Below are 18,077 nucleotides of genomic sequence, written 5' to 3'. Positions count from 1 at the left end.
GTTCATGGATTGTTTCGCCCGGAAAAGTGAAATAGAACACGCGGCCTGACATTTTGCCCCCGCGTGGGCACCGTTCATTTTTTCGAGGTCTGTTCCATGGTCGATGCCCGGTCCGCCCGGCGGGGGCTCTTTCTCGTCTTCATGATCATGTTCCTCGACGTGATCGGCATCGCCATCATCATGCCGGTGCTGCCGACCTATCTGCGTGAGCTGACGGGCGACGACATCGGCCAGGCGGCCGTCGACGGCGGCTGGCTGCTGCTCGTCTATGCCGGCATGCAGTTCCTCTTCGCGCCCTTCGTCGGCAATCTTTCCGACCGTTTCGGCCGCCGGCCGGTGCTGCTCGTGTGCATCCTCACCTTCGCCTTCGACAACCTCATCTGCGCGCTGGCGACGAGCTACTGGATGCTCTTCGTCGGCCGCGTGCTGGCGGGGCTCAGCGGGGCGAGCTTCAGCACGGCTGCCGCCTATATCGCCGATGTCTCGACGGACGAGACGCGCTCGAAGAACTTCGGCCTGATGGGCATCGCCTTCGGCACGGGCTTCGTGCTCGGGCCGGTGATCGGCGGCTTTCTCGGCGAGTTCGGGCCGCGCATTCCCTTCTACGGCGCGGCGGCGCTCGCCTTCCTCAATTTCGTCGCGGCCTGGATCCTGCTGCCCGAGAGCCTGGAGGCGAAGAACCGCCGCCCGTTCGAGTTCGTGCGTGCCAATCCGCTCGGCGCGCTTCTGCAGATGCGCAAATATCCGGGCGTGCTGTGGGTTGGCCTCGTCTTCTTCTGCTACGGGCTGGCGCATGTCGTCTATCCGGCCGTCTGGTCCTTCGTCTCGGCCTACCGCTACGGCTGGAGCGAGGGGCAGATCGGCTTTTCGCTTGGCATCTTCGGCGTCGGCAGCGCGCTCGTCATGGGGCTGGTGCTGCCGCGCATCGTGCCGCGGCTCGGCGAATACCGCACGGCGGTCATCGGCCTTTCCTTCGCTGTCCTCGGCCTTGCCGGCTATGCCGCGGCCGTCGAGGGCTGGATGATCTATGCCGTGATCGCGCTCACGGCGCTGGAGGCGCTGGCCGATCCGCCGCTGCGCTCCATCGCCTCGGCGCGCGTGCCGGCCTCCGCGCAGGGCGAGCTGCAGGGCGCGCTCACCAGCGTCTCCAGCATCACGACCATCATCGGCCCCTTGATCTTTACGCAGGTCTTCAGCGGCTTCACGCAGCCCTCCGCGCCGTTCGTCTTTGCCGGCGCGCCCTTCGCGGTCGCCGCGCTGATCCTCCTCGTGGGGCTCGTCGTCTTCGTGACCAAGCTGCGCGGGGCGGGGGCGGGCCCGACGGCCGATCTTGCGGCGGAGAAGGCCTGAAGCGCTTTCAAGCGTGACATTCCGGTGAAAATCCGCCCGGAAAACGCCGGCAAGGCGCCGTTTCGCGCAAGTTTGATGAGAAGATCACACCTATTCGATTGATCGCGGCGGGAACTTGTGATCCCAAGCGGTCGAAAGCGAGAAAATCATGTACACGGCAACGCAACGCGGGGACAATGGCTGGGGAACGCATTTCCGGGCGACCTTTTCGCTCGGTATCCCGCTGATCGGCGCACAGCTCGCCCAGCTCGGCATCCACACGACGGACGTGGTCATCCTCGGCCGGCTCGGCGCCGCGCATCTGGCGGCCATTGTCCTGTCGGCGCAGTTCTTCTTCACCGTCTTCATCCTCGGCTCGGGCTTTGCCAATGCCGTCATGCCCATGGTCGCGCAGGCCTACGGGCGGGGCGATGCCGTTTCCGTGCGCCGTGCCGTGCGCATGGGCATGTGGGTGGCGCTCGCCTATTCGGCGCTGATGATCCCGCTCTTCTACAATGTCGAGGCGATCCTGCTCTATGCCGGCCAGAAGCCGGAAGTGGCGGCGCTCGCCGGCAGCTACCTCAAGATCGCCCAGTGGGGCATGGCACCGGGCCTGCTCTTCATGACGCTGCGCGGCCTCGTGAGCGCACACGGGCGCGCCGGCATCGTGCTCTATGTCACGATCATCATCCTGTCGGTCAACGCGTTCTTCGCCTATGCGCTGGTGCTCGGCCATTTCGGCTTTCCGGCCCTCGGCATGGAAGGGGCGGCCATCGTCTCCTTCTGCGTGAACCTTCTCAGCTTCCTGCTCATCACCGCCTATATCCAGTCGCGGCCGGACATGCGCCGTTACGAGCTGTTCGTGCGGTTCTGGAAGCCGGACTGGGGCGCGTTGCGCGAAGTGGTCCACCTCGGCCTGCCGATCGGCCTCACCATGCTCGCCGAAGTCGGGCTTTTCACCGGCGCCTCGCTGCTGATGGGCAATATCGGCACGCTGCAGCTCGCCGCCCACGGCATCGCGCTCCAGCTCGCCTCCATCGCCTTCATGATCCCGCTGGGGCTCGCGCAGGCCGGCACGGTGCGCGTCGGCGTGGCGCACGGGCGGGGCGACCGGCTCGGCGTCGTGCGCGCGGCGCTGGCGGTGCTGATGATCGCGGCGGTCATCGCGGTCAGCGGCGGCATCCTCTTCGCGCTCGTGCCGACGACCCTCGCTTCGATCTTCCTCGACAAGGCGGGTGCGGATTCGGCGGCCGTCCTTGCCATTGCCGGCCCCTTCGTGGTGATCGCCGGCATCTTCCAGCTCGTCGACGGGCTCCAGGCGATCGCCGCCGGGCTCCTGCGCGGGCTGAAGGACACGCGCATCCCGATGGTCCTGGCGCTGATCTCCTATTGGCCGATCGGCTTCTTCTGCGCCTGGTTCTTCGCCTTCCCGGCTGGCTTCGGCGGCATCGGCGTGTGGTTCGGTTTCCTCAGCGGCCTTGCCGCGGCCGCCGTGCTGCTCAACTGGCGCTTCTACCGGCTGGTTCGCACCGCCTGACGAATACGGAAAGGCCCCGGACGCTGCCGTCCGGGGCCTTTCTGCATTCGATAGGGAAAAGAGCTTACGCCCGTTCCGGAATGGCTTCCTCGCCCTTCTTTTCGCGCACCAGGTTGATGAAGCGGCGGAAGAGGTAGTGGCTGTCCTGCGGGCCGGGGGAGGCCTCCGGGTGATGCTGCACGGAGAAGACCGGCTTGCCGACGAGGCGCAGGCCGCAATTCGTGCCGTCGAACAGCGAGACGTGGGTTTCCTCCACGCCCTCCGGCAGGGTGGCGGAGGCGACGGCGAAGCCGTGGTTCATCGAGACGATCTCGACCTTGCCGGTCGTGTGGTCCTTCACCGGATGGTTCGCGCCGTGGTGGCCCTGGTGCATCTTCTCGGTCGTGGCGCCGACGGCAAGGCCGAGCATCTGGTGGCCGAGGCAGATGCCGAAGATCGGAATGCCCGTCTCGATCAGCTTGCGGATGACCGGCACGGCATATTCGCCGGTGGCCGCCGGGTCGCCCGGGCCGTTGGAAAGGAAGATGCCGTCCGGCTTCTGGGCCAGCACGTCTTCGGCGCTGGAGGTCGCCGGCATGACGGTGACCTTGCAGTCGAGCCCCGTGAAGAGGCGCAGGATGTTGCGCTTCACGCCGTAGTCGAGCGCGACGATGTGATACTTCACGTCCGCGTCGGAGAGGTCTTCGTAGCCCTCGTTCCACACCCACGGCTTCTCGCTCCAGCGCGAGGACTGGCCGGAGGAGGCGACCTTGGCAAGGTCGAGGCCGACGAGGCCGCTCCAGGCTTTGGCTTCGGCCTTCAGCGTCTCGATGTCGAAGACGCCGTTCGGATCGTGGGCGATCACCGCGTTCGGCGCGCCATTCTGGCGGATCCAGGCGGTCAGCGCGCGCGTGTCGATGCCCGAAAGGCCGATGATGCCGCGCGCCTTCAGCCAGGCGTCGAGGTGCTTTGCGGCGCGGTAGTTCGACGGCTCGGTGATGTCGGCCTTGAAGATCGTGCCGACGGCGCCGTGGCGGGCGGCGGGCGTCAGGTCCTCGATGTCCTCGTCGTTGGCGCCGACATTGCCGATATGCGGGAAGGTGAAGGTGACGATCTGGCCGAGATAGGAGGGGTCGGTCAGGATTTCCTGGTAGCCCGTCAGCGCCGTGTTGAAGCAGACTTCCGCGGTCACCTTGCCGGTGGCGCCGATGCCCTTGCCCTCGATGACCGTGCCGTCGGAAAGGACGAGCAGGGCGGTGGGCTTTTCGGTGGTCCATGCGGGGGTCGAGGTCATGAGTATCCCGTTTCCGGTGCCGCGCTTGAAAGGGTTCGCGGCGGGCACCATTTAAGATCGCAGGCAAAGGCGCGCGGAAACCCGCGTTGGTGCGCCCTGATTGCCAATTTTCGTGCAGGTGCCGGAAAATAGACAATGCGGGCGGCGGGGTCAACCGTCGCCCTGTGAATTGCGCGGAATTATAAAGCGTGTAATTTCACGCACTTGCGCAATCCGTTTGCCCGCAGCCCGCCTGCCGGGCTATGAGCATCGACAATCGAACGACGATCGAGGCCTTGGCCGCGCATTCCGCGCGGGGGCCTCCAATGGAGAAAAGAATGCGCGAGACCATCGCAAACGCCCTCAAGGATGCGCTCAAGGCAAGGGATGCCTGCCGTGTCTCCACGCTGCGCCTCATCCAGGCGACGCTCAAGGACCGCGACATCGCCAACCGCGGTGCCGGCAAGGGCCCCGTCGAGACCGACGAACTGCTGCAGATCCTCGCCAAGATGATCAAGCAGCGCGAGGAATCCGCCAAGATCTTCGCCGAGAACGGCCGCCCCGAGCTCGCCGCCCAGGAGCGCGAGGAAATCGCCGTCATCAAGGGCTTCCTGCCCGAGCAGCTTTCCGACGAGAAGGTCAAGGACCTCATCGCGGGGATCATCGCCGAGATCGGCGCGCAGGGCCTGCGCGACATGGGCAAGGTCATGGCCGTGCTCAAGGAGCGCTACCCCGGCCAGATGGATTTCGCCAGGGCCTCCGGCGTGGTGAAGGAGCTGCTGAAGTAAGGGGAGCGGCGTCAGCCGCTCTTCTTGCCCTTGCCCTGCTCGTCCATGTAGTGGCGCAGCACGGCGTTGATGCGGGTCTGGTAGCCCTTTCCCGTCGCCTTGAAGAAATCCACGATATCGGCGTCGAGCCGGATGGAGATCGACGTCTTCTGTGCCGGAACGACGATCTTCGTCTTGGACCAGTCGACGTCGATGAAATCCGCCCAGTCCGGGTCGTCGCGCATGTTGGCGAGGATATCCTCGTCCGTCATCGCATCGACGCGGGCCCAGTCGCTTCGGTCTCCGCCCTTGGCGATCTTCTCCTCGATTTCCTCAAAGGTATACCTGACGATACGGTCTTTGCTCATTTTTACGTGCCGCCCTTGCTGAGATGATCCTGCATATGTCGCCCCGCATCGTATAGACGACCGCGATGAGGCGATCCGTCAGCGGGCAGATTGCAAGGGTCCTGATTTCGCCGTTGCGTTCCGACGGTTTGTCCAGCCGGGGTCCATTGAGAGCGGACGCCGCGCGCGGAAAATCGATGCCGTGTTTGGCGAGATTGGCTTCCCTTTTCAGCTCATCCCATTCGAAAGATGAAAAATAGCTCTGCTCTTCGCGCATGAATCGTACCCTGTTCTAGGTTTCCGACCAGCACTCATGCGCGGTGTCGTTTTCAAGTGTATATACAATCGTCATGCTGTCAATCTGTGAATTGCGGGCAACGCCATCCTGCACCATAGCAATGCCGGCTTTTTGGCTCTATGGGTCGGGGAACCGAGGTAACCATGCGCTTTTCCAACGCCTTCCTAGACGAGATCCGCGACCGCGTTTCGATTTCCGACGTGATTGGCAAACGCGTGACCTGGGACCGGCGGAAGACCAACGTCTCGCGCGGCGACTACTGGGCCTGCTGCCCGTTCCATGGCGAGAAGTCGCCGTCCTTCCACTGCGAGGACCGCAAGGGGCGCTACCATTGCTTCGGCTGCGGCGTTTCGGGCGATCATTTCCGCTTCCTCACCGACCTTGAAGGGCTGTCCTTCCCGGAGGCCGTGCAGCAGATCGCCGACCTTGCGGGCGTCGCCATGCCCCAGCCCGACCGCGAGGCCGAGCAGCGCGAGAAGGAGCGCATGGGCCTCGTCGAGGTCATGGAGATGGCGGCGCGCTTCTTCGAGGACCAGCTCCAGACGCCGGCCGGCGCCAAGGCGCGCGCCTACCTGCGCGACCGCGGGCTGACGGGCCGCACCATCGAGACCTTCCGCCTCGGCTATGCGCCGGAGAGCCGCAACGCGCTGAAGGAGTATCTCGCCGGCAAGGGCGTGCCGAAGGAGGCGATCGAGGCCTGCGGTCTCGTCGTGCACGGGCCGGATATCCCGGTCTCCTACGACCGCTTCCGCGACCGCATCATGTTCCCCATCCTCTCGCTGCGCGAGAAGGTCATTGCCTTCGGCGGGCGCGCCATGTCGCCGGACGCGCCGGCGAAATACCTCAATTCCAACGAGACGGAGCTCTTCCACAAGGGCAGCGTGCTCTACAATCACGCACGCGCCCGCAAGGCCATCCAGACCGCCGGCACGGTCATCGCGGTCGAGGGCTACATGGACGTGATCGCGCTGCACCAGGCCGGTATCGAAAACGCCGTCGCCCCGCTCGGCACGGCGCTCACCGAAAACCAGTTCGATCTTCTCTGGCGGATGACGCCGCAGCCGGTGCTGTGCTTCGACGGCGACGGAGCGGGCATCCGCGCGGCCAACCGCGCCGCCGACCTTGCGCTCCCCTTCATCAAGCCCGAGCGCACCGTGCGTTTCGCCCTGCTGCCGGACGGCAAGGACCCGGACGACCTCGTGCGCCACGAGGGCCGCGCGCCCTTCGACAAGGTGATGGCGGGCGCCCGTCCGCTTGCCGAGATGATCTGGAACCGGGAGGTGCAGGGCGCCAATTTCGAGACGCCGGAAAGCCGTGCGGCGCTGGAGGCGCGCCTGCGCCAGGTGACGGCCGCCATTGCCGACGAGGATGTGCGCCGCCACTACCAGCAGGACATGCGCGACCGGCTGAACGCCTTCTTCCGCCCGCCGCAAAGGCAGGGCGGCACTTTTGCCGGCAACCGCCAGGGCAGGGGCGGCGGGCGCGGGGCGCCGCAGGGCAATGCCGGTCCCTCCGGCATCTCCGACCGGCTCGCCCGCTCGGCGCTGGTGCGCGGCGCGCAGGAGCTGCCGGCGCTGCGTGAAAGCGTGCTGGCGCTCACCGTCGTCAACCATCCGGGCCTGCTCTTCAGCGATTACGACGAGATCGCCATCATCGAATACGAGAACCGCGACCTCCAACGCCTTTGGTCGGCGCTCCTCGGCATTGCCGGCTCGGTCGGCGCGCGGCTCGAGCGCGACCGCCTGCTCGAGGAGCTGGAGGCGGCCGGCTTCGACGCGCTGCTCAAGGGGCTGGAGCAGCAGATCCGCAATTCCCGCCTGTGGACCGCGACGGCGGAGGCCGCGCCGGAGGATGCCCGCGAAGGCTACCTCCAGGCGCTCGCTCTGCACAAGCGCACCCGCGCGCTCCTCTGGCAGCGCCGCGAGCTGGAGCGGGAACTCGCCGTCTCGACGGAGGAGGGCGACGACGAGCGCGTGCCGCAGATCCTGCGCGCGCTGCAGGAGGTGCAGATGGAGACCGTGCGGATGGAGAACCAGGAGGCGATCATCGAAGGCTTCGGCGTCCTCTCCGGCCGCGTGAAGGGGCCGGCGGGGAAGTAGGCGGCGTGAGGTGTGGATCCTCGGGTCAAGCCCGAGGATGACAGAAGAGGGGCAAGAGCGAAAAGCGATGTTCCCCTTTGCCGCGCCGTTTGACGACCGCTCGACCTCTCCTCCTCTCCGTCATCCTCGGGCTTGACCCGAGGATCCACGTGACACCGCGCGCCATTCCCTTCGCGGGTTGCCTCCCCGCGGCGCAGACGCCATAGTCGCCGCAAACGAAGACGGAATCGCATGCTCGATACTTCCACCCACAACGCACGCCCCCTCGACGTGCTCAAGCGCGTCTACGGCTACGACGCCTTTCGCGGCAAGCAGCAGGCGGTGGTGGAGCATGTGACGGCGGGCGGGGACGCGGTGGTGCTCTTCCCGACGGGGGCGGGAAAGTCGCTCTGCTTCCAGATCCCGGCGCTCTGCCGCGATGGTGTGGGCATCGTCATCTCGCCGCTGATCGCGCTGATGCGCGACCAGGTGGAGGCGCTGAAGCAGCTCGGCGTGAAGGCGGCGGCGCTCAATTCCTCGCTGACGCGGGACGAGTTTTTTGCCGTGCGCGATGCGATGCGCGCGGGCGATCTCGACCTTCTCTATGTGACGCCCGAGCGCATCGTCACGGAGGGCTTTGCCGACCTCGTCGCCGAGGCCCGCATTTCGCTCTTCGCCATCGACGAGGCGCATTGCGTGTCGCAATGGGGGCACGATTTCCGGCCGGAATACCGGGCGCTCGGCATGCTCGGCGAGCGCTATCCGGGCGTGCCGCGCGTCGCGCTGACGGCGACGGCCGATCCGCATACCCGCGACGATATCGTCGAGCGATTGGGGCTCCAGCACGCGGAAATCTTCACCACCAGCTTCGACCGGCCGAACATCGCCTACGAGATCGCCGAGCGCGACCAGCCGCGCCAGCAGCTCCTGCGCTTCCTGTCGAAGCACCAGGGCGAGAGCGGCATCGTCTATTGCCTGTCGCGGGCAAAGGTCGAGGACACGGCCGAGTGGCTGAACGCGCAGGGCATCCGCGCGCTGCCCTACCATGCCGGGTTCGACCGGGCGGTGCGCGACGCCAACCAGGATGCGTTCCTCAAGGAAGAAAACCTCTGCCTCGTCGCCACCGTCGCCTTCGGCATGGGCATCGACAAGCCGGATGTGCGCTATGTCGCCCATCTCGACCTGCCGGGCTCGGTGGAGGCCTATTACCAGGAGACCGGCCGCGCCGGGCGCGACGGCCTGCCCTCCGACGTCTGGATGGCCTACGGCATGGCCGACGTCGTGCAGCGCCGCAGGATGATCGACGAGGGCGGGGCGGCCGACGAGATCAAACGCATCGAGCGCGCCAAGCTGACGGCGCTGCTCGCCATCTGCGAGACGGCCGGCTGCCGGCGCAAGGCGATCCTCGCCCATTTCGGCGAGAGCCACGCCGGGAACTGCGGCAATTGCGACACCTGCCGCAACCCGGTCGAGACCTGGGACGGCACGGAAGCGGCCATCAAGGCGCTCGCCGCCGTCTACCGCACCGGCGAGCGCTTCGGCTCCGGCCATGTCATCGATGTCCTCATGGGGGTCGAGAACGAGAAGACGCAGCGCTTCGGCCATACGGACATGCCGGTCTTCGGCGCCGGCAAGGACATCGCGCCGCGCGTCTGGCAGTCGATTTTCCGGCAATTGCTCGCCATGGGCCTCGTCAGCGTCGACCATTCGGCCTATGGCGCATTGAAGCTGGAGCCGGAGGCGCGCGCCGTCTTCCGCCACGAGCGGGAGGTGTTCTTCCGCAAGGACCGGCCGCAGGCGGGACGCAGGGCGAAGGCGGGCAACTCGCCCGCCGCGCGCGAGCGTTCCAATCTTTCCGGCTCGGACCGCGAGCTTTTCGAGGCGCTGCGCGCCGAGCGCCTTGCCATCGCCAAGGACCTCGACGTGCCGCCCTATGTGGTCTTCCCGGATACGACGCTGATCGCGCTCGCCAAGGAGCGCCCGCGCGACCTGGAGGAACTGCTCGACATCCCCGGCATCGGCGTTTCCAAGCGCGACCGTTTCGGCGAGGCGTTCCTTGCCGTCATCGAGGATTTCTCCGGCTGATTTTTTGACGCGCTGTCGGAACGTTGGGTGCGCCTTCGTCCTTGTGCAGGATCGTCAAGGAGGACGCCACGATGAAGGTCACGCAGCATCTCTGGTTCGCCAAGGACATGGAGGCGGCCATCGGCTTCTATGCCTCGCTCATCCCCGGCTCGTCGGTGCACTGGGTCTCGAAGATGCCGGCCGAAAGCCCGAGCGGCCCGCCCGGCAGTGTGAAGATCGCCAGCTTCACCCTCGGCGACCAGCGCTACATGGCGATCGAGGCAGGGCCGCTCGATCCGTTCAACCATAGCTTCTCCATCATGGTCGAATGCGAGACGCAGGGCGATCTCGACCGGCTGTGGAACGCGCTGAAGGAGGGCGGTTCGGTGGAGCAATGCGGCTGGCTGAAGGACCGCTGGGGCCTGTCCTGGCAGATCGCCCCGGCGCGGCTCGGCGAGCTGATGAACGATCCCGACCAGGCGAAGGTCAGGCGCGTCGCCGAGGCGATGCTGAAGATGGTCAAGCTCGACATCGCCCCGCTGGAAGCGGCCGCGGCGGCGGAGTAGGGGGCGCGGCGGCGGCTGCCCCTCATCCCGCTGCCGCGACCTTCTCCCCGCAAGCGGGGAGAAGGGGCACGCGGATAGGGTTTCCCGAATTTCCAAGGCTGTCCGATCGTGGAAGAGCTTGCATCCCTTCCTTCTCCCCGCTTGCGGGGAGAAGGTCCCGGCAGGGGGATGAGGGGCGCCCTTTGCTACATCCGCACCGTCATGCCGCCATCCACCACCAGCACATGGCCGTTGACGAAGGAGGCGGCGTCGCTGGCGAGGAAGAGGGCGGCGCCGGCGATCTCGTCGGCGCGCGCCCAGCGCTGGACGGGGATGCGCTGGCGCACGAAGGGCATCAGCTCCGCGTTGGCGGCCATCGCCGCGTTGGTCTCGGTGGCGAACCAGCCGGGCGCGATGGCGTTGCTGGTGATGCCGTAGGGGCCGTATTCCACGGCCATGCTGCGCATCAGGCCGGTCAGCGCCTGCTTGGCGGCGGGGTAGACGCCGTCGTTCGGCATGGCGACATGGCCGCCGATGGAGGTGACGGCGATCAGCCGGCCGCTTGCCTGCCGCATCATGATCGCCGCCGCATCGCGCGAGAGGCTGGCGGCGGCGGAAAAGTCGGTGCGGACGAGCTCGTCTATTGCTTCGTCGTCCATCTGCGAGAGCGGCCGGCGGTCGCGCGCGCCGACATTGTTGACCAGCACGTCGAGCCGGCCGTGCCGTTCCTCGATGGCGGCAAGCGCCGCGCGCTGGGCGGCGCGGTCGGCGATGTCGAAGGCGGCGGCCGAGGCGCTTCCGCCCGCCGCGGCGATCTTTTCCACGGCCTCGTCGAGCGTCGCGGCGGTGCGGCCCGTCACCACGACATGCGCGCCGGCCTCGGCCAGCGCCCTGGCGATCTCGAAGCCGAGGCCGCGCCCGCCGCCGGTGACGAGGGCGACGCGCCCCTTCTGGGAAAACCTGTCCAATATCGTCATGGCCGCTTCCTTTCGGCCGCCAACGGACAGGCGCGGGGCGCCGCTGTCAACCCCGAAGGCGGGATCGCACGGCTTTGCCCCTGGCGGCAAACGCGCTATGCCCGGCGCAAAGGAGTTTCCCATGGCGCAGAACATCTACGACGACCCTGCCTTTTTCGAGGGCTACAGCGGCCTTCCGCGCTCCGTGCACGGGCTTGCCGGCGCGGCGGAGTGGAAATCGGTGCGCGCGCTGCTGCCGCCGCTTGCCGGCCGGCGCATCGTCGACCTCGGCTGCGGCTTCGGCTGGTTCGCGCGGTATGCGGCGGAAGAAGGAGCGGCGAGCGTGCTCGGCCTCGACCTTTCGGAGAACATGATCGCGCGGGCGAAAGCCGAGACGGCGTCGCCCGCCGTGCGCTACGAGATCGCCGACCTCGACACGCTCGACCTGCCGCAAGGCGCCTTCGACCTTGCCTATTCCTCGCTCGCCTTCCACTACATCGCGGATTTCGACCGGCTGGTGCGTACCGTCCATGCGGCGCTTACGCCGGGCGCATCCTTCGTCTTCACCATCGAGCACCCGATCTACATGGCGCCGTCGCAGCCGGACTGGGCCGAGGTCGGCGGCCGGCAGGTCTGGCCGCTCGACGATTATCTCGTCGAGGGCCGGCGCACGACGGACTGGCTCGCCAAGGGCGTCGTCAAGCACCACCGCACGCTCGGCACGACGCTGAATGCGCTGGTGGCGGCCGGTTTTGTCATTCGTCATGTCGAGGAGTGGCGGCCGAGCGAACAGCAGCTTGCCGAGCATCCGCAATGGCGGGCGGAGCTCAACCGGCCGATGTTCCTGCTGATCGCCTGCGCGCGCCCCTGAGGCGCCGAAAGATGGGAAGGGGGCCTTTACGCCGCCTGCGGCTGCGCTAGAACTATGCATGGAGCCAATGGCCGGCATCACGATAAAAACGACAAGCCGGCGATAATCGGAAGGGAAGCCGAAGGCCATGACACGACTTCAACTGCCGCTCGACGGCGCCTGCCGTTGCGGGCGCGTGAAAATCCGCATCAGCGCGCCGCCGCTGCTCACCATGGCCTGCCATTGCACCGGCTGCCAGCGCATGTCGGGCAGCGCCTATTCGCTGAGCGCCGCCATTCCGGCGGAGGGCTTCGCCGTGACGGAGGGCGCGCCGGTCGTGGCGGGCGCAAGCCCGGAGGCCGGGCATCACTTTTGCCCCGATTGCATGACCTGGATGTTCACCCGGCCGCCGGGCGTCGATTTCTTCGTCAATGTCCGGCCGACCATGCTCGACGACACCGGCTGGTTCAGCCCCTTCATCGAGACCTATACGAGCGAGAAGCTCGCCTGGGCGACGACGCCCGCCGCGCACAGCTACGAGCGCTTCCCGCCGATGGAAGACTACGAGACGCTCGTCGGCGCCTACCGGGCGAGCGCGGCGTAAGCCGCCGCCCATCCCGCCCTTTCCCCGCATCCAGCGAGTGCATGCCATGACAGCCGCCTTCATCGACCATCTTCGATCCGAACTCGACACGCTCAAGTCCGCCGGCCTCTACAAGGCCGAGCGCGTCATCACCTCCAAGCAGGCCGGCGCGATCACCGTCGCTTCCGGCGAGCGCGTGCTGAACTTCTGCGCCAACAACTATCTCGGCCTTGCCGACAACGAGGAGCTTGAGGAGGCCGGCCGCAAGGCGCTCGACCGCTACGGCTACGGCATGGCCTCCGTGCGCTTCATCTGCGGCACGCAGGAGGAGCACAAAGAGCTCGAGGCGCGGATTTCTTCCTTCCTCGGGCTTGAGGACACGATCCTCTATTCCTCCTGCTTCGATGCCAATGGCGGGCTCTTCGAGACGCTGCTTTCCGAAGAGGATGCGATCATCTCCGACGCGCTGAACCACGCCTCGATCATCGACGGCGTGCGCCTCTCCAAGGCGAAGCGCTTCCGCTACGCCAACAACGACATGGCGGCCCTGGAGGAAGAACTGAAGAAGGCCGAGGGCAGCCGCTTCAAGCTGATCGCCACCGACGGCGTCTTCTCGATGGACGGCATCATCGCCAATCTTCAGGGCGTCTGCGACCTTGCGGAGAAATACGGCGCGATGGTCATGGTGGACGACAGCCACGCGGTCGGCTTCGTCGGCAAACACGGCCGCGGCTCGGCCGAGCATTGCGGCGTGGAAGGGCGCATCGACATCATCACCGGCACGCTCGGCAAGGCGCTCGGCGGCGCCTCGGGCGGTTATACGGCCGGCAGGCGCGAAGTAGTCGAGTGGCTGCGCCAGCGCTCGCGGCCCTATCTCTTCTCCAACACGCTCGCCCCGGTCATCGCGGCCGCCTCGCTGAAGGTCTTCGACCTCATCGACAGCGGCGATGCGCTGCGCAAGCGCCTTTATGCCAATGCGGACCTCTTCCGCGCCGAGATGACGAAGCTCGGCTTCACGCTTGCGGGTAAGGGGCATCCGATCATCCCGGTCATGCTGGGCGAGGCGGCGCTGGCGCAGGAGATGGCGGCGCGCATGCTGGAGAAGGGCGTCTACGTCATCGGCTTCTCCTTCCCCGTCGTGCCGCGCGGGCAGGCGCGCATCCGCACGCAGATGTCGGCGGCGCATGACGAGGCCGACGTTCGCAAGGCGATTGAAGTCTTCGCCGACGTCGGGCGGGACCTTGGCGTCATTTGAAGAGTCTTCTGAATCCCTTGCGGAGTTTTCGTCATGTCGAACATGATGCGTGCGCTGGTTAAAGCAAAGCCTGAAGTCGGCCTCTGGATGGAGCATGTGCCGGTGCCGGAGATCGGCCCGAACGACGTGCTGATCCGGGTGAAGAAGTCGGCGATCTGCGGCACGGACGTGCATATCTGGAACTGGGACCAGTGGGCGCAGAAGACGATCCCGGTGCCGATGGTGGTGGGCCACGAGTTCGTCGGCGAGATCGCCGAGATCGGTTCCGCCGTCACCAAGTACAGGGTGGGCGAGCGTGTCTCGGGCGAGGGGCACATCGTCTGCGGCAAGTGCCGCAACTGCCGCGCCGGGCGCGGGCACCTCTGCCACTACACCAAGGGCGTCGGCGTCAACCGGCCGGGCTCCTTCGGCGAGTTCGTCGCGATCCCGGAATACAATGTCGTGCCGATCCCCGACGACGTGCCGGACGAGGTGGCGGCGATCTTCGACCCGTTCGGCAATGCCGTCCACACGGCGCTTTCCTTCGACCTCGTCGGCGAGGACGTGCTGGTTACCGGCGCGGGGCCGATCGGCATCATGGGCGCGATGGTGGCAAAGCGCTCCGGCGCGCGCAAGGTCGTCATCACCGACATCAATCCCGTCCGCCTCGACCTTGCCCGCAAGGTCGGCATCGACCATGTCGTGGATGCCTCGAAGGAGGACCTCAAGGACGTCATGACCGCCATCGGCATGACGGAGGGCTTCGACGTCGGCCTCGAGATGTCCGGCGCGCCGCCGGCCTTCCGCTCGATGATCGACACGATGAACAACGGCGGCAAGATCGCCATCCTCGGCATCGCGCCGGACGGTTTCGGCATCGACTGGAACAAGGTCATCTTCAAGATGCTGACCTTGAAGGGCATCTACGGGCGCGAGATGTTCGAGACGTGGTACAAGATGATCGCCTTCGTGCAGGGCGGGCTCGACCTTGCGCCGATCATCACGCACCGCATCAAGATCGACGATTTCCGGGAGGGTTTCGAGGCGATGCGCTCGGGCAATTCCGGCAAGGTCGTCATGGACTGGTACTGAGAGGAGCATGCCATGAAGTACGAGGGAAGCTGTCACTGCGGCAATGTCGCCTTCGAGGTGGAGGGCGAATTCGATACCGGGCTCGACTGCAACTGTTCCATGTGCCGCAGGCGGGGAGGCCTGCTCGCCTTCGTGCCGGCGGAAAACCTGCGGCTGACCACGCCGGAGGAGAACGTGTCGACCTACACGTTCAACCGCCACGTCATCCGGCATCACTTCTGCGGCAAATGCGGCATCGCCACCCACGGCGAGGGTTCGGATCCGAAGGGCAACCGGATGGCGGCGATCAACCTTCGCTGCATTCCGGCGATCGATCTTGAGACATTGACGATCAAGAAAGTGGACGGGCGTTCGTTCTGAACGGGCCTCTGCGAATCGGTGCCGTCGCGGCGCGGAATCCGGGAAGGTGGACGGCTCTTGTCTTTTGCAGAAAGACGCCTACATGAAGGCTCAATCGCCCGGATCCGCTCCCTTTCCCGTCCGCGAGCCCGAATCGACGGCTTTTGCGGCTTTTTTGCCGGAAGAGCTTGACGGAACCGAAAATTCTGGGAATCACCATTGTTGGCTGAGAAGGAATGGGTACGGCGGATCGGGAAGTCATGTCAATCGTGTTGCTGCGGCAACATTTCCACGCTTCCAAGGGCCGGGACGTGGTTAATCTGGATTTAATTGTCAATCCGTTAGGTCAGGGACGCTAAGTCGCGGTACGCTGGAAAGCGTTTGGCTGCGAGCCCCTAACCGCTTGGAAACTGATGCTCAGGAAAGCGACGAAATAAATGGCGACAAAGGTTAAAGAGAACGAGGAAGTCGAGAACGAACGCGAAGGCGCATCCGACGGCCCTCTTCTCGATCTTTCCGATGATGCCGTCAAGAAGATGATCAAGGCCGCCAAGAAGCGCGGCTACGTCACGATGGACGAGCTGAACTCGGTGCTGCCGTCCGAGGAAGTCACCTCGGAGCAGATCGAGGACACGATGGCCATGCTTTCTGACATGGGCATCAACGTCATCGAGGACGAGGACGCGGAAGAGGCGGCCCAGGGCGGCGAGGAAGACAGCGGCGACGACGACGGCGACAGCGAGGGCGGCGAGCTTGCCCCTTCCGGCGGCACCGCGCTTGCGACCGCCAAGAAGAAGGAGCCGACCGACCGTACGGACGACCCGGTGCGCATGTACCTGCGCGAGATGGGTTCCGTCGAGCTCCTGTCGCGCGAGGGCGAAATCGCCATCGCCAAGCGCATCGAGGCCGGCCGCGAGACGATGATCGCCGGTCTCTGTGAGAGCCCGCTGACCTTCCAGGCCATCATCATCTGGCGCGACGAGCTGAACGAAGGCCAGACGCTGCTGCGCGAGATCATCGACCTCGAGACGACCTATTCCGGTCCCGAGGCGAAGGCCGCACCGCAGTTCCAGTCTCCGGAAAAGATCGAGGCCGACCGCAAGGCGGCCGAGGAGAAGGAAAAGAACCGCAAGCCGCGCGCGGCCAACGACGACGACATCACCAATGTCGGCGGCGAGGGCCTGCCGGCCGAGGAAGAGGAAGAGGACGACGACGAATCGAACCTCTCGCTCGCCGCGATGGAAGCGGAGCTGCGCCCGCAGGTCATGACGACGCTCGACACGATCGCCGAGACCTACAAGAAGCTGCGCAAGCTGCAGGACCAGCAGGTGGAAGCCCGCCTGCAGGCGACCGGCACGCTGTCGCCCGCCCAGGAGCGCCGCTACAAGGAGCTGAAGGACGAGCTGATCACGGCCGTGAAGTCCTTGTCGCTCAACCAGAACCGCGTCGACAGCCTCGTCGAGCAGCTCTACGACATCAACAAGCGCCTCGTGCAGAACGAGGGCCGCCTGCTGCGTCTTGCCGAGAGCTACGGCGTCAAGCGCGACTCGTTCCTGGAACAGTACAACGGTGCGGAACTCGATCCGAACTGGATGAAGTCGATCGCCAACCTTGCGGCCCGCGGCTGGAAGGAATTCGCGAAAAGCGAGAACACGACGATCCGCGACATCCGCCAGGAGATCCAGAATCTCGCCACCGAGACCGGCATCTCGATCTCGGAGTTCCGCCGCATCGTGCACATGGTGCAGAAGGGCGAGCGCGAGGCGCGCATCGCCAAGAAGGAGATGGTGGAAGCCAATCTCCGCCTCGTGATCTCGATCGCCAAGAAGTACACGAACCGCGGCCTGCAGTTCCTGGACCTCATCCAGGAAGGCAATATCGGCCTCATGAAGGCGGTCGACAAGTTCGAGTATCGCCGCGGCTACAAGTTCTCCACCTACGCGACATGGTGGATCCGGCAGGCGATCACCCGGTCGATTGCCGACCAGGCCCGCACGATCCGCATTCCGGTGCACATGATCGAGACGATCAACAAGATCGTCCGTACCTCGCGCCAGATGCTGCACGAGATCGGCCGCGAGCCGACGCCGGAGGAACTGGCCGAAAAGCTCGCCATGCCGCTCGAAAAGGTCCGCAAGGTCCTCAAGATCGCCAAGGAGCCGATCTCGCTCGAAACCCCCGTGGGTGACGAAGAGGACAGCCACCTCGGCGATTTCATCGAGGACAAGAACGCGCTGCTGCCCATCGACGCCGCCATCCAGGCGAACCTGCGCGAGACGACGACCCGCGTGCTCGCCTCGCTGACGCCGCGCGAGGAACGCGTCCTGCGCATGCGTTTCGGCATCGGCATGAACACCGACCACACGCTGGAAGAAGTCGGCCAGCAGTTCTCGGTGACGCGCGAACGTATCCGCCAGATCGAGGCGAAGGCGCTGCGCAAGCTCAAGCACCCGAGCCGATCGCGCAAGCTGCGCTCGTTCCTCGATAGCTGAGGCGGACGATACGATTGGAAAAGCCCCGCGGTCCTGAAGGCCGCGGGGCTTTTTTGTTTGTGGGGGGTGCCCCTCACCCTAACCCTCTCCCCGCAAGCGGGGAGAGGGGACGTGCCTTGCGAACGGGTATTGGTTGGGGAAGACACCACGGCATACCCCCTTCGCCCCGCTTGCGGGGAGAGCGACTGTCTTTGTGGTCAAGCGTTTTTCCATGGTTTGCCGTCGCGGATGATTGCGTTGAGGATGGTGAGGAGTTTTCGCATTGTCGCGACGATGGCGACGATCTTCGGCTTGCCGGCAGCCACGAGCCTGTC

General features: G+C 65.8%; 16 protein-coding genes and 1 pseudogene. 12 read left to right on the top strand and 5 right to left on the bottom strand.

The features are described from left to right. Positions 1-96 precede the first annotated feature (96 nt). A complete protein-coding gene (locus tag HNQ66_RS09170; protein ID WP_184143338.1) occupies positions 97-1,350 on the top strand; it encodes a TCR/Tet family MFS transporter in 1,254 nt (417 codons plus the stop codon). Between the two features lie 148 nt (positions 1,351-1,498). After that, entirely contained in the window at positions 1,499-2,866 is a 1,368-nt protein-coding gene (locus HNQ66_RS09165) for an MATE family efflux transporter (RefSeq protein ID WP_184143336.1), read from the top strand. A 64-nt stretch (positions 2,867-2,930) separates the two neighbouring features. Here the strand turns inward: HNQ66_RS09165 and carA are convergent, their stop codons facing one another. After that, positions 2,931-4,139 (bottom strand): glutamine-hydrolyzing carbamoyl-phosphate synthase small subunit, encoded by a 1,209-nt coding sequence (gene carA / locus HNQ66_RS09160; RefSeq protein ID WP_184143334.1) that lies wholly within the window; start codon positions 4,137-4,139, stop codon positions 2,931-2,933. A 317-nt stretch (positions 4,140-4,456) separates the two neighbouring features. Here carA and HNQ66_RS09155 point away from each other — a divergent pair, with 317 nt between their 5' ends. Next, a complete protein-coding gene (locus HNQ66_RS09155) occupies positions 4,457-4,906 on the top strand; it encodes a GatB/YqeY domain-containing protein (RefSeq protein WP_184143332.1) in 450 nt (149 codons plus the stop codon). A gap of 11 nt (positions 4,907-4,917) precedes the next feature. On the opposite strand, the gene HNQ66_RS09150 is transcribed toward HNQ66_RS09155, so the two are convergent. Both HNQ66_RS09150 and HNQ66_RS09145 read right to left on the bottom strand, forming a co-directional pair. Continuing rightward, the gene (locus tag HNQ66_RS09150; RefSeq protein WP_184143330.1) at positions 4,918-5,253 is read right to left on the bottom strand and encodes a BrnA antitoxin family protein; all 336 of its coding nucleotides are present in this window, start codon (positions 5,251-5,253) and stop codon (positions 4,918-4,920) included. Next, a complete protein-coding gene (locus HNQ66_RS09145) occupies positions 5,219-5,509 on the bottom strand; it encodes a BrnT family toxin (RefSeq protein WP_184143328.1) in 291 nt (96 codons plus the stop codon). The genes HNQ66_RS09150 and HNQ66_RS09145 overlap by 35 nt, the downstream gene beginning before the upstream one ends. Before the next feature lie 164 nt (positions 5,510-5,673). On the opposite strand from HNQ66_RS09145, the gene dnaG reads away from it, so the two are divergent. From dnaG to HNQ66_RS09130, 3 genes are all read left to right on the top strand, one after another. Further along, positions 5,674-7,629, top strand: coding sequence for a DNA primase (dnaG, locus tag HNQ66_RS09140; RefSeq protein WP_184143326.1), 1,956 nt, complete (start codon positions 5,674-5,676; stop codon positions 7,627-7,629). A 231-nt stretch (positions 7,630-7,860) separates the two neighbouring features. Beyond that, the gene (gene recQ / locus HNQ66_RS09135; protein ID WP_184143324.1) at positions 7,861-9,693 is read left to right on the top strand and encodes a DNA helicase RecQ; all 1,833 of its coding nucleotides are present in this window, start codon (positions 7,861-7,863) and stop codon (positions 9,691-9,693) included. 71 nt (positions 9,694-9,764) lie between these two features. Beyond that, positions 9,765-10,238: a VOC family protein gene (locus HNQ66_RS09130; protein WP_184143322.1), complete on the top strand. Its 474-nt coding sequence runs from the start codon at positions 9,765-9,767 to the stop codon at positions 10,236-10,238. A gap of 185 nt (positions 10,239-10,423) precedes the next feature. On the opposite strand, the gene HNQ66_RS09125 is transcribed toward HNQ66_RS09130, so the two are convergent. Beyond that, positions 10,424-11,194 (bottom strand): SDR family oxidoreductase, encoded by a 771-nt coding sequence (locus HNQ66_RS09125; protein WP_184143320.1) that lies wholly within the window; start codon positions 11,192-11,194, stop codon positions 10,424-10,426. A gap of 121 nt (positions 11,195-11,315) precedes the next feature. On the opposite strand from HNQ66_RS09125, the gene HNQ66_RS09120 reads away from it, so the two are divergent. From HNQ66_RS09120 to rpoD, 6 genes are all read left to right on the top strand, one after another. Continuing rightward, a complete protein-coding gene (locus HNQ66_RS09120; protein ID WP_184143318.1) occupies positions 11,316-12,044 on the top strand; it encodes a class I SAM-dependent methyltransferase in 729 nt (242 codons plus the stop codon). Between the two features lie 127 nt (positions 12,045-12,171). Then, positions 12,172-12,627: a GFA family protein gene (locus tag HNQ66_RS09115; protein ID WP_184143316.1), complete on the top strand. Its 456-nt coding sequence runs from the start codon at positions 12,172-12,174 to the stop codon at positions 12,625-12,627. Positions 12,628-12,673: 46 nt separating this feature from the next. After that, positions 12,674-13,861: a glycine C-acetyltransferase gene (locus HNQ66_RS09110; protein WP_184143314.1), complete on the top strand. Its 1,188-nt coding sequence runs from the start codon at positions 12,674-12,676 to the stop codon at positions 13,859-13,861. Positions 13,862-13,894: 33 nt separating this feature from the next. Next, a complete protein-coding gene (gene tdh, locus HNQ66_RS09105; protein ID WP_184143312.1) occupies positions 13,895-14,932 on the top strand; it encodes an L-threonine 3-dehydrogenase in 1,038 nt (345 codons plus the stop codon). Between the two features lie 12 nt (positions 14,933-14,944). Beyond that, positions 14,945-15,292: a GFA family protein gene (locus HNQ66_RS09100; RefSeq protein ID WP_184143310.1), complete on the top strand. Its 348-nt coding sequence runs from the start codon at positions 14,945-14,947 to the stop codon at positions 15,290-15,292. 416 nt (positions 15,293-15,708) lie between these two features. Then, complete coding sequence (gene rpoD, locus HNQ66_RS09095) at positions 15,709-17,763, top strand: RNA polymerase sigma factor RpoD (protein WP_184143308.1); 2,055 nt, start codon at positions 15,709-15,711, stop codon at positions 17,761-17,763. Between the two features lie 197 nt (positions 17,764-17,960). On the opposite strand, the pseudogene HNQ66_RS09090 reads toward rpoD, so the two are convergent. Beyond that, positions 17,961-18,077 (bottom strand): annotated as a pseudogene (locus tag HNQ66_RS09090) (IS110 family transposase); the annotation flags it as partial.

This window comes from Shinella fusca, from assembly GCF_014203155.1.
Taxonomy (GTDB): domain Bacteria; phylum Pseudomonadota; class Alphaproteobacteria; order Rhizobiales; family Rhizobiaceae; genus Shinella; species Shinella fusca.
This window is presented reverse-complemented; position numbering and strand designations above follow the sequence as displayed.

Coding starts and splice junctions, on each gene's coding strand:
- HNQ66_RS09170 (WP_184143338.1), top strand. CDS start 97: ATGGTCGATGCCCGGTCCGCCCGGCGGGGGCTCTTTCTCGTCTTCATG.
- HNQ66_RS09165 (WP_184143336.1), top strand. CDS start 1,499: ATGTACACGGCAACGCAACGCGGGGACAATGGCTGGGGAACGCATTTC.
- carA (WP_184143334.1), bottom strand. CDS start 4,139: ATGACCTCGACCCCCGCATGGACCACCGAAAAGCCCACCGCCCTGCTC.
- HNQ66_RS09155 (WP_184143332.1), top strand. CDS start 4,457: ATGCGCGAGACCATCGCAAACGCCCTCAAGGATGCGCTCAAGGCAAGG.
- HNQ66_RS09150 (WP_184143330.1), bottom strand. CDS start 5,253: ATGAGCAAAGACCGTATCGTCAGGTATACCTTTGAGGAAATCGAGGAG.
- HNQ66_RS09145 (WP_184143328.1), bottom strand. CDS start 5,509: ATGCGCGAAGAGCAGAGCTATTTTTCATCTTTCGAATGGGATGAGCTG.
- dnaG (WP_184143326.1), top strand. CDS start 5,674: ATGCGCTTTTCCAACGCCTTCCTAGACGAGATCCGCGACCGCGTTTCG.
- recQ (WP_184143324.1), top strand. CDS start 7,861: ATGCTCGATACTTCCACCCACAACGCACGCCCCCTCGACGTGCTCAAG.
- HNQ66_RS09130 (WP_184143322.1), top strand. CDS start 9,765: ATGAAGGTCACGCAGCATCTCTGGTTCGCCAAGGACATGGAGGCGGCC.
- HNQ66_RS09125 (WP_184143320.1), bottom strand. CDS start 11,194: ATGACGATATTGGACAGGTTTTCCCAGAAGGGGCGCGTCGCCCTCGTC.
- HNQ66_RS09120 (WP_184143318.1), top strand. CDS start 11,316: ATGGCGCAGAACATCTACGACGACCCTGCCTTTTTCGAGGGCTACAGC.
- HNQ66_RS09115 (WP_184143316.1), top strand. CDS start 12,172: ATGACACGACTTCAACTGCCGCTCGACGGCGCCTGCCGTTGCGGGCGC.
- HNQ66_RS09110 (WP_184143314.1), top strand. CDS start 12,674: ATGACAGCCGCCTTCATCGACCATCTTCGATCCGAACTCGACACGCTC.
- tdh (WP_184143312.1), top strand. CDS start 13,895: ATGTCGAACATGATGCGTGCGCTGGTTAAAGCAAAGCCTGAAGTCGGC.
- HNQ66_RS09100 (WP_184143310.1), top strand. CDS start 14,945: ATGAAGTACGAGGGAAGCTGTCACTGCGGCAATGTCGCCTTCGAGGTG.
- rpoD (WP_184143308.1), top strand. CDS start 15,709: ATGGCGACAAAGGTTAAAGAGAACGAGGAAGTCGAGAACGAACGCGAA.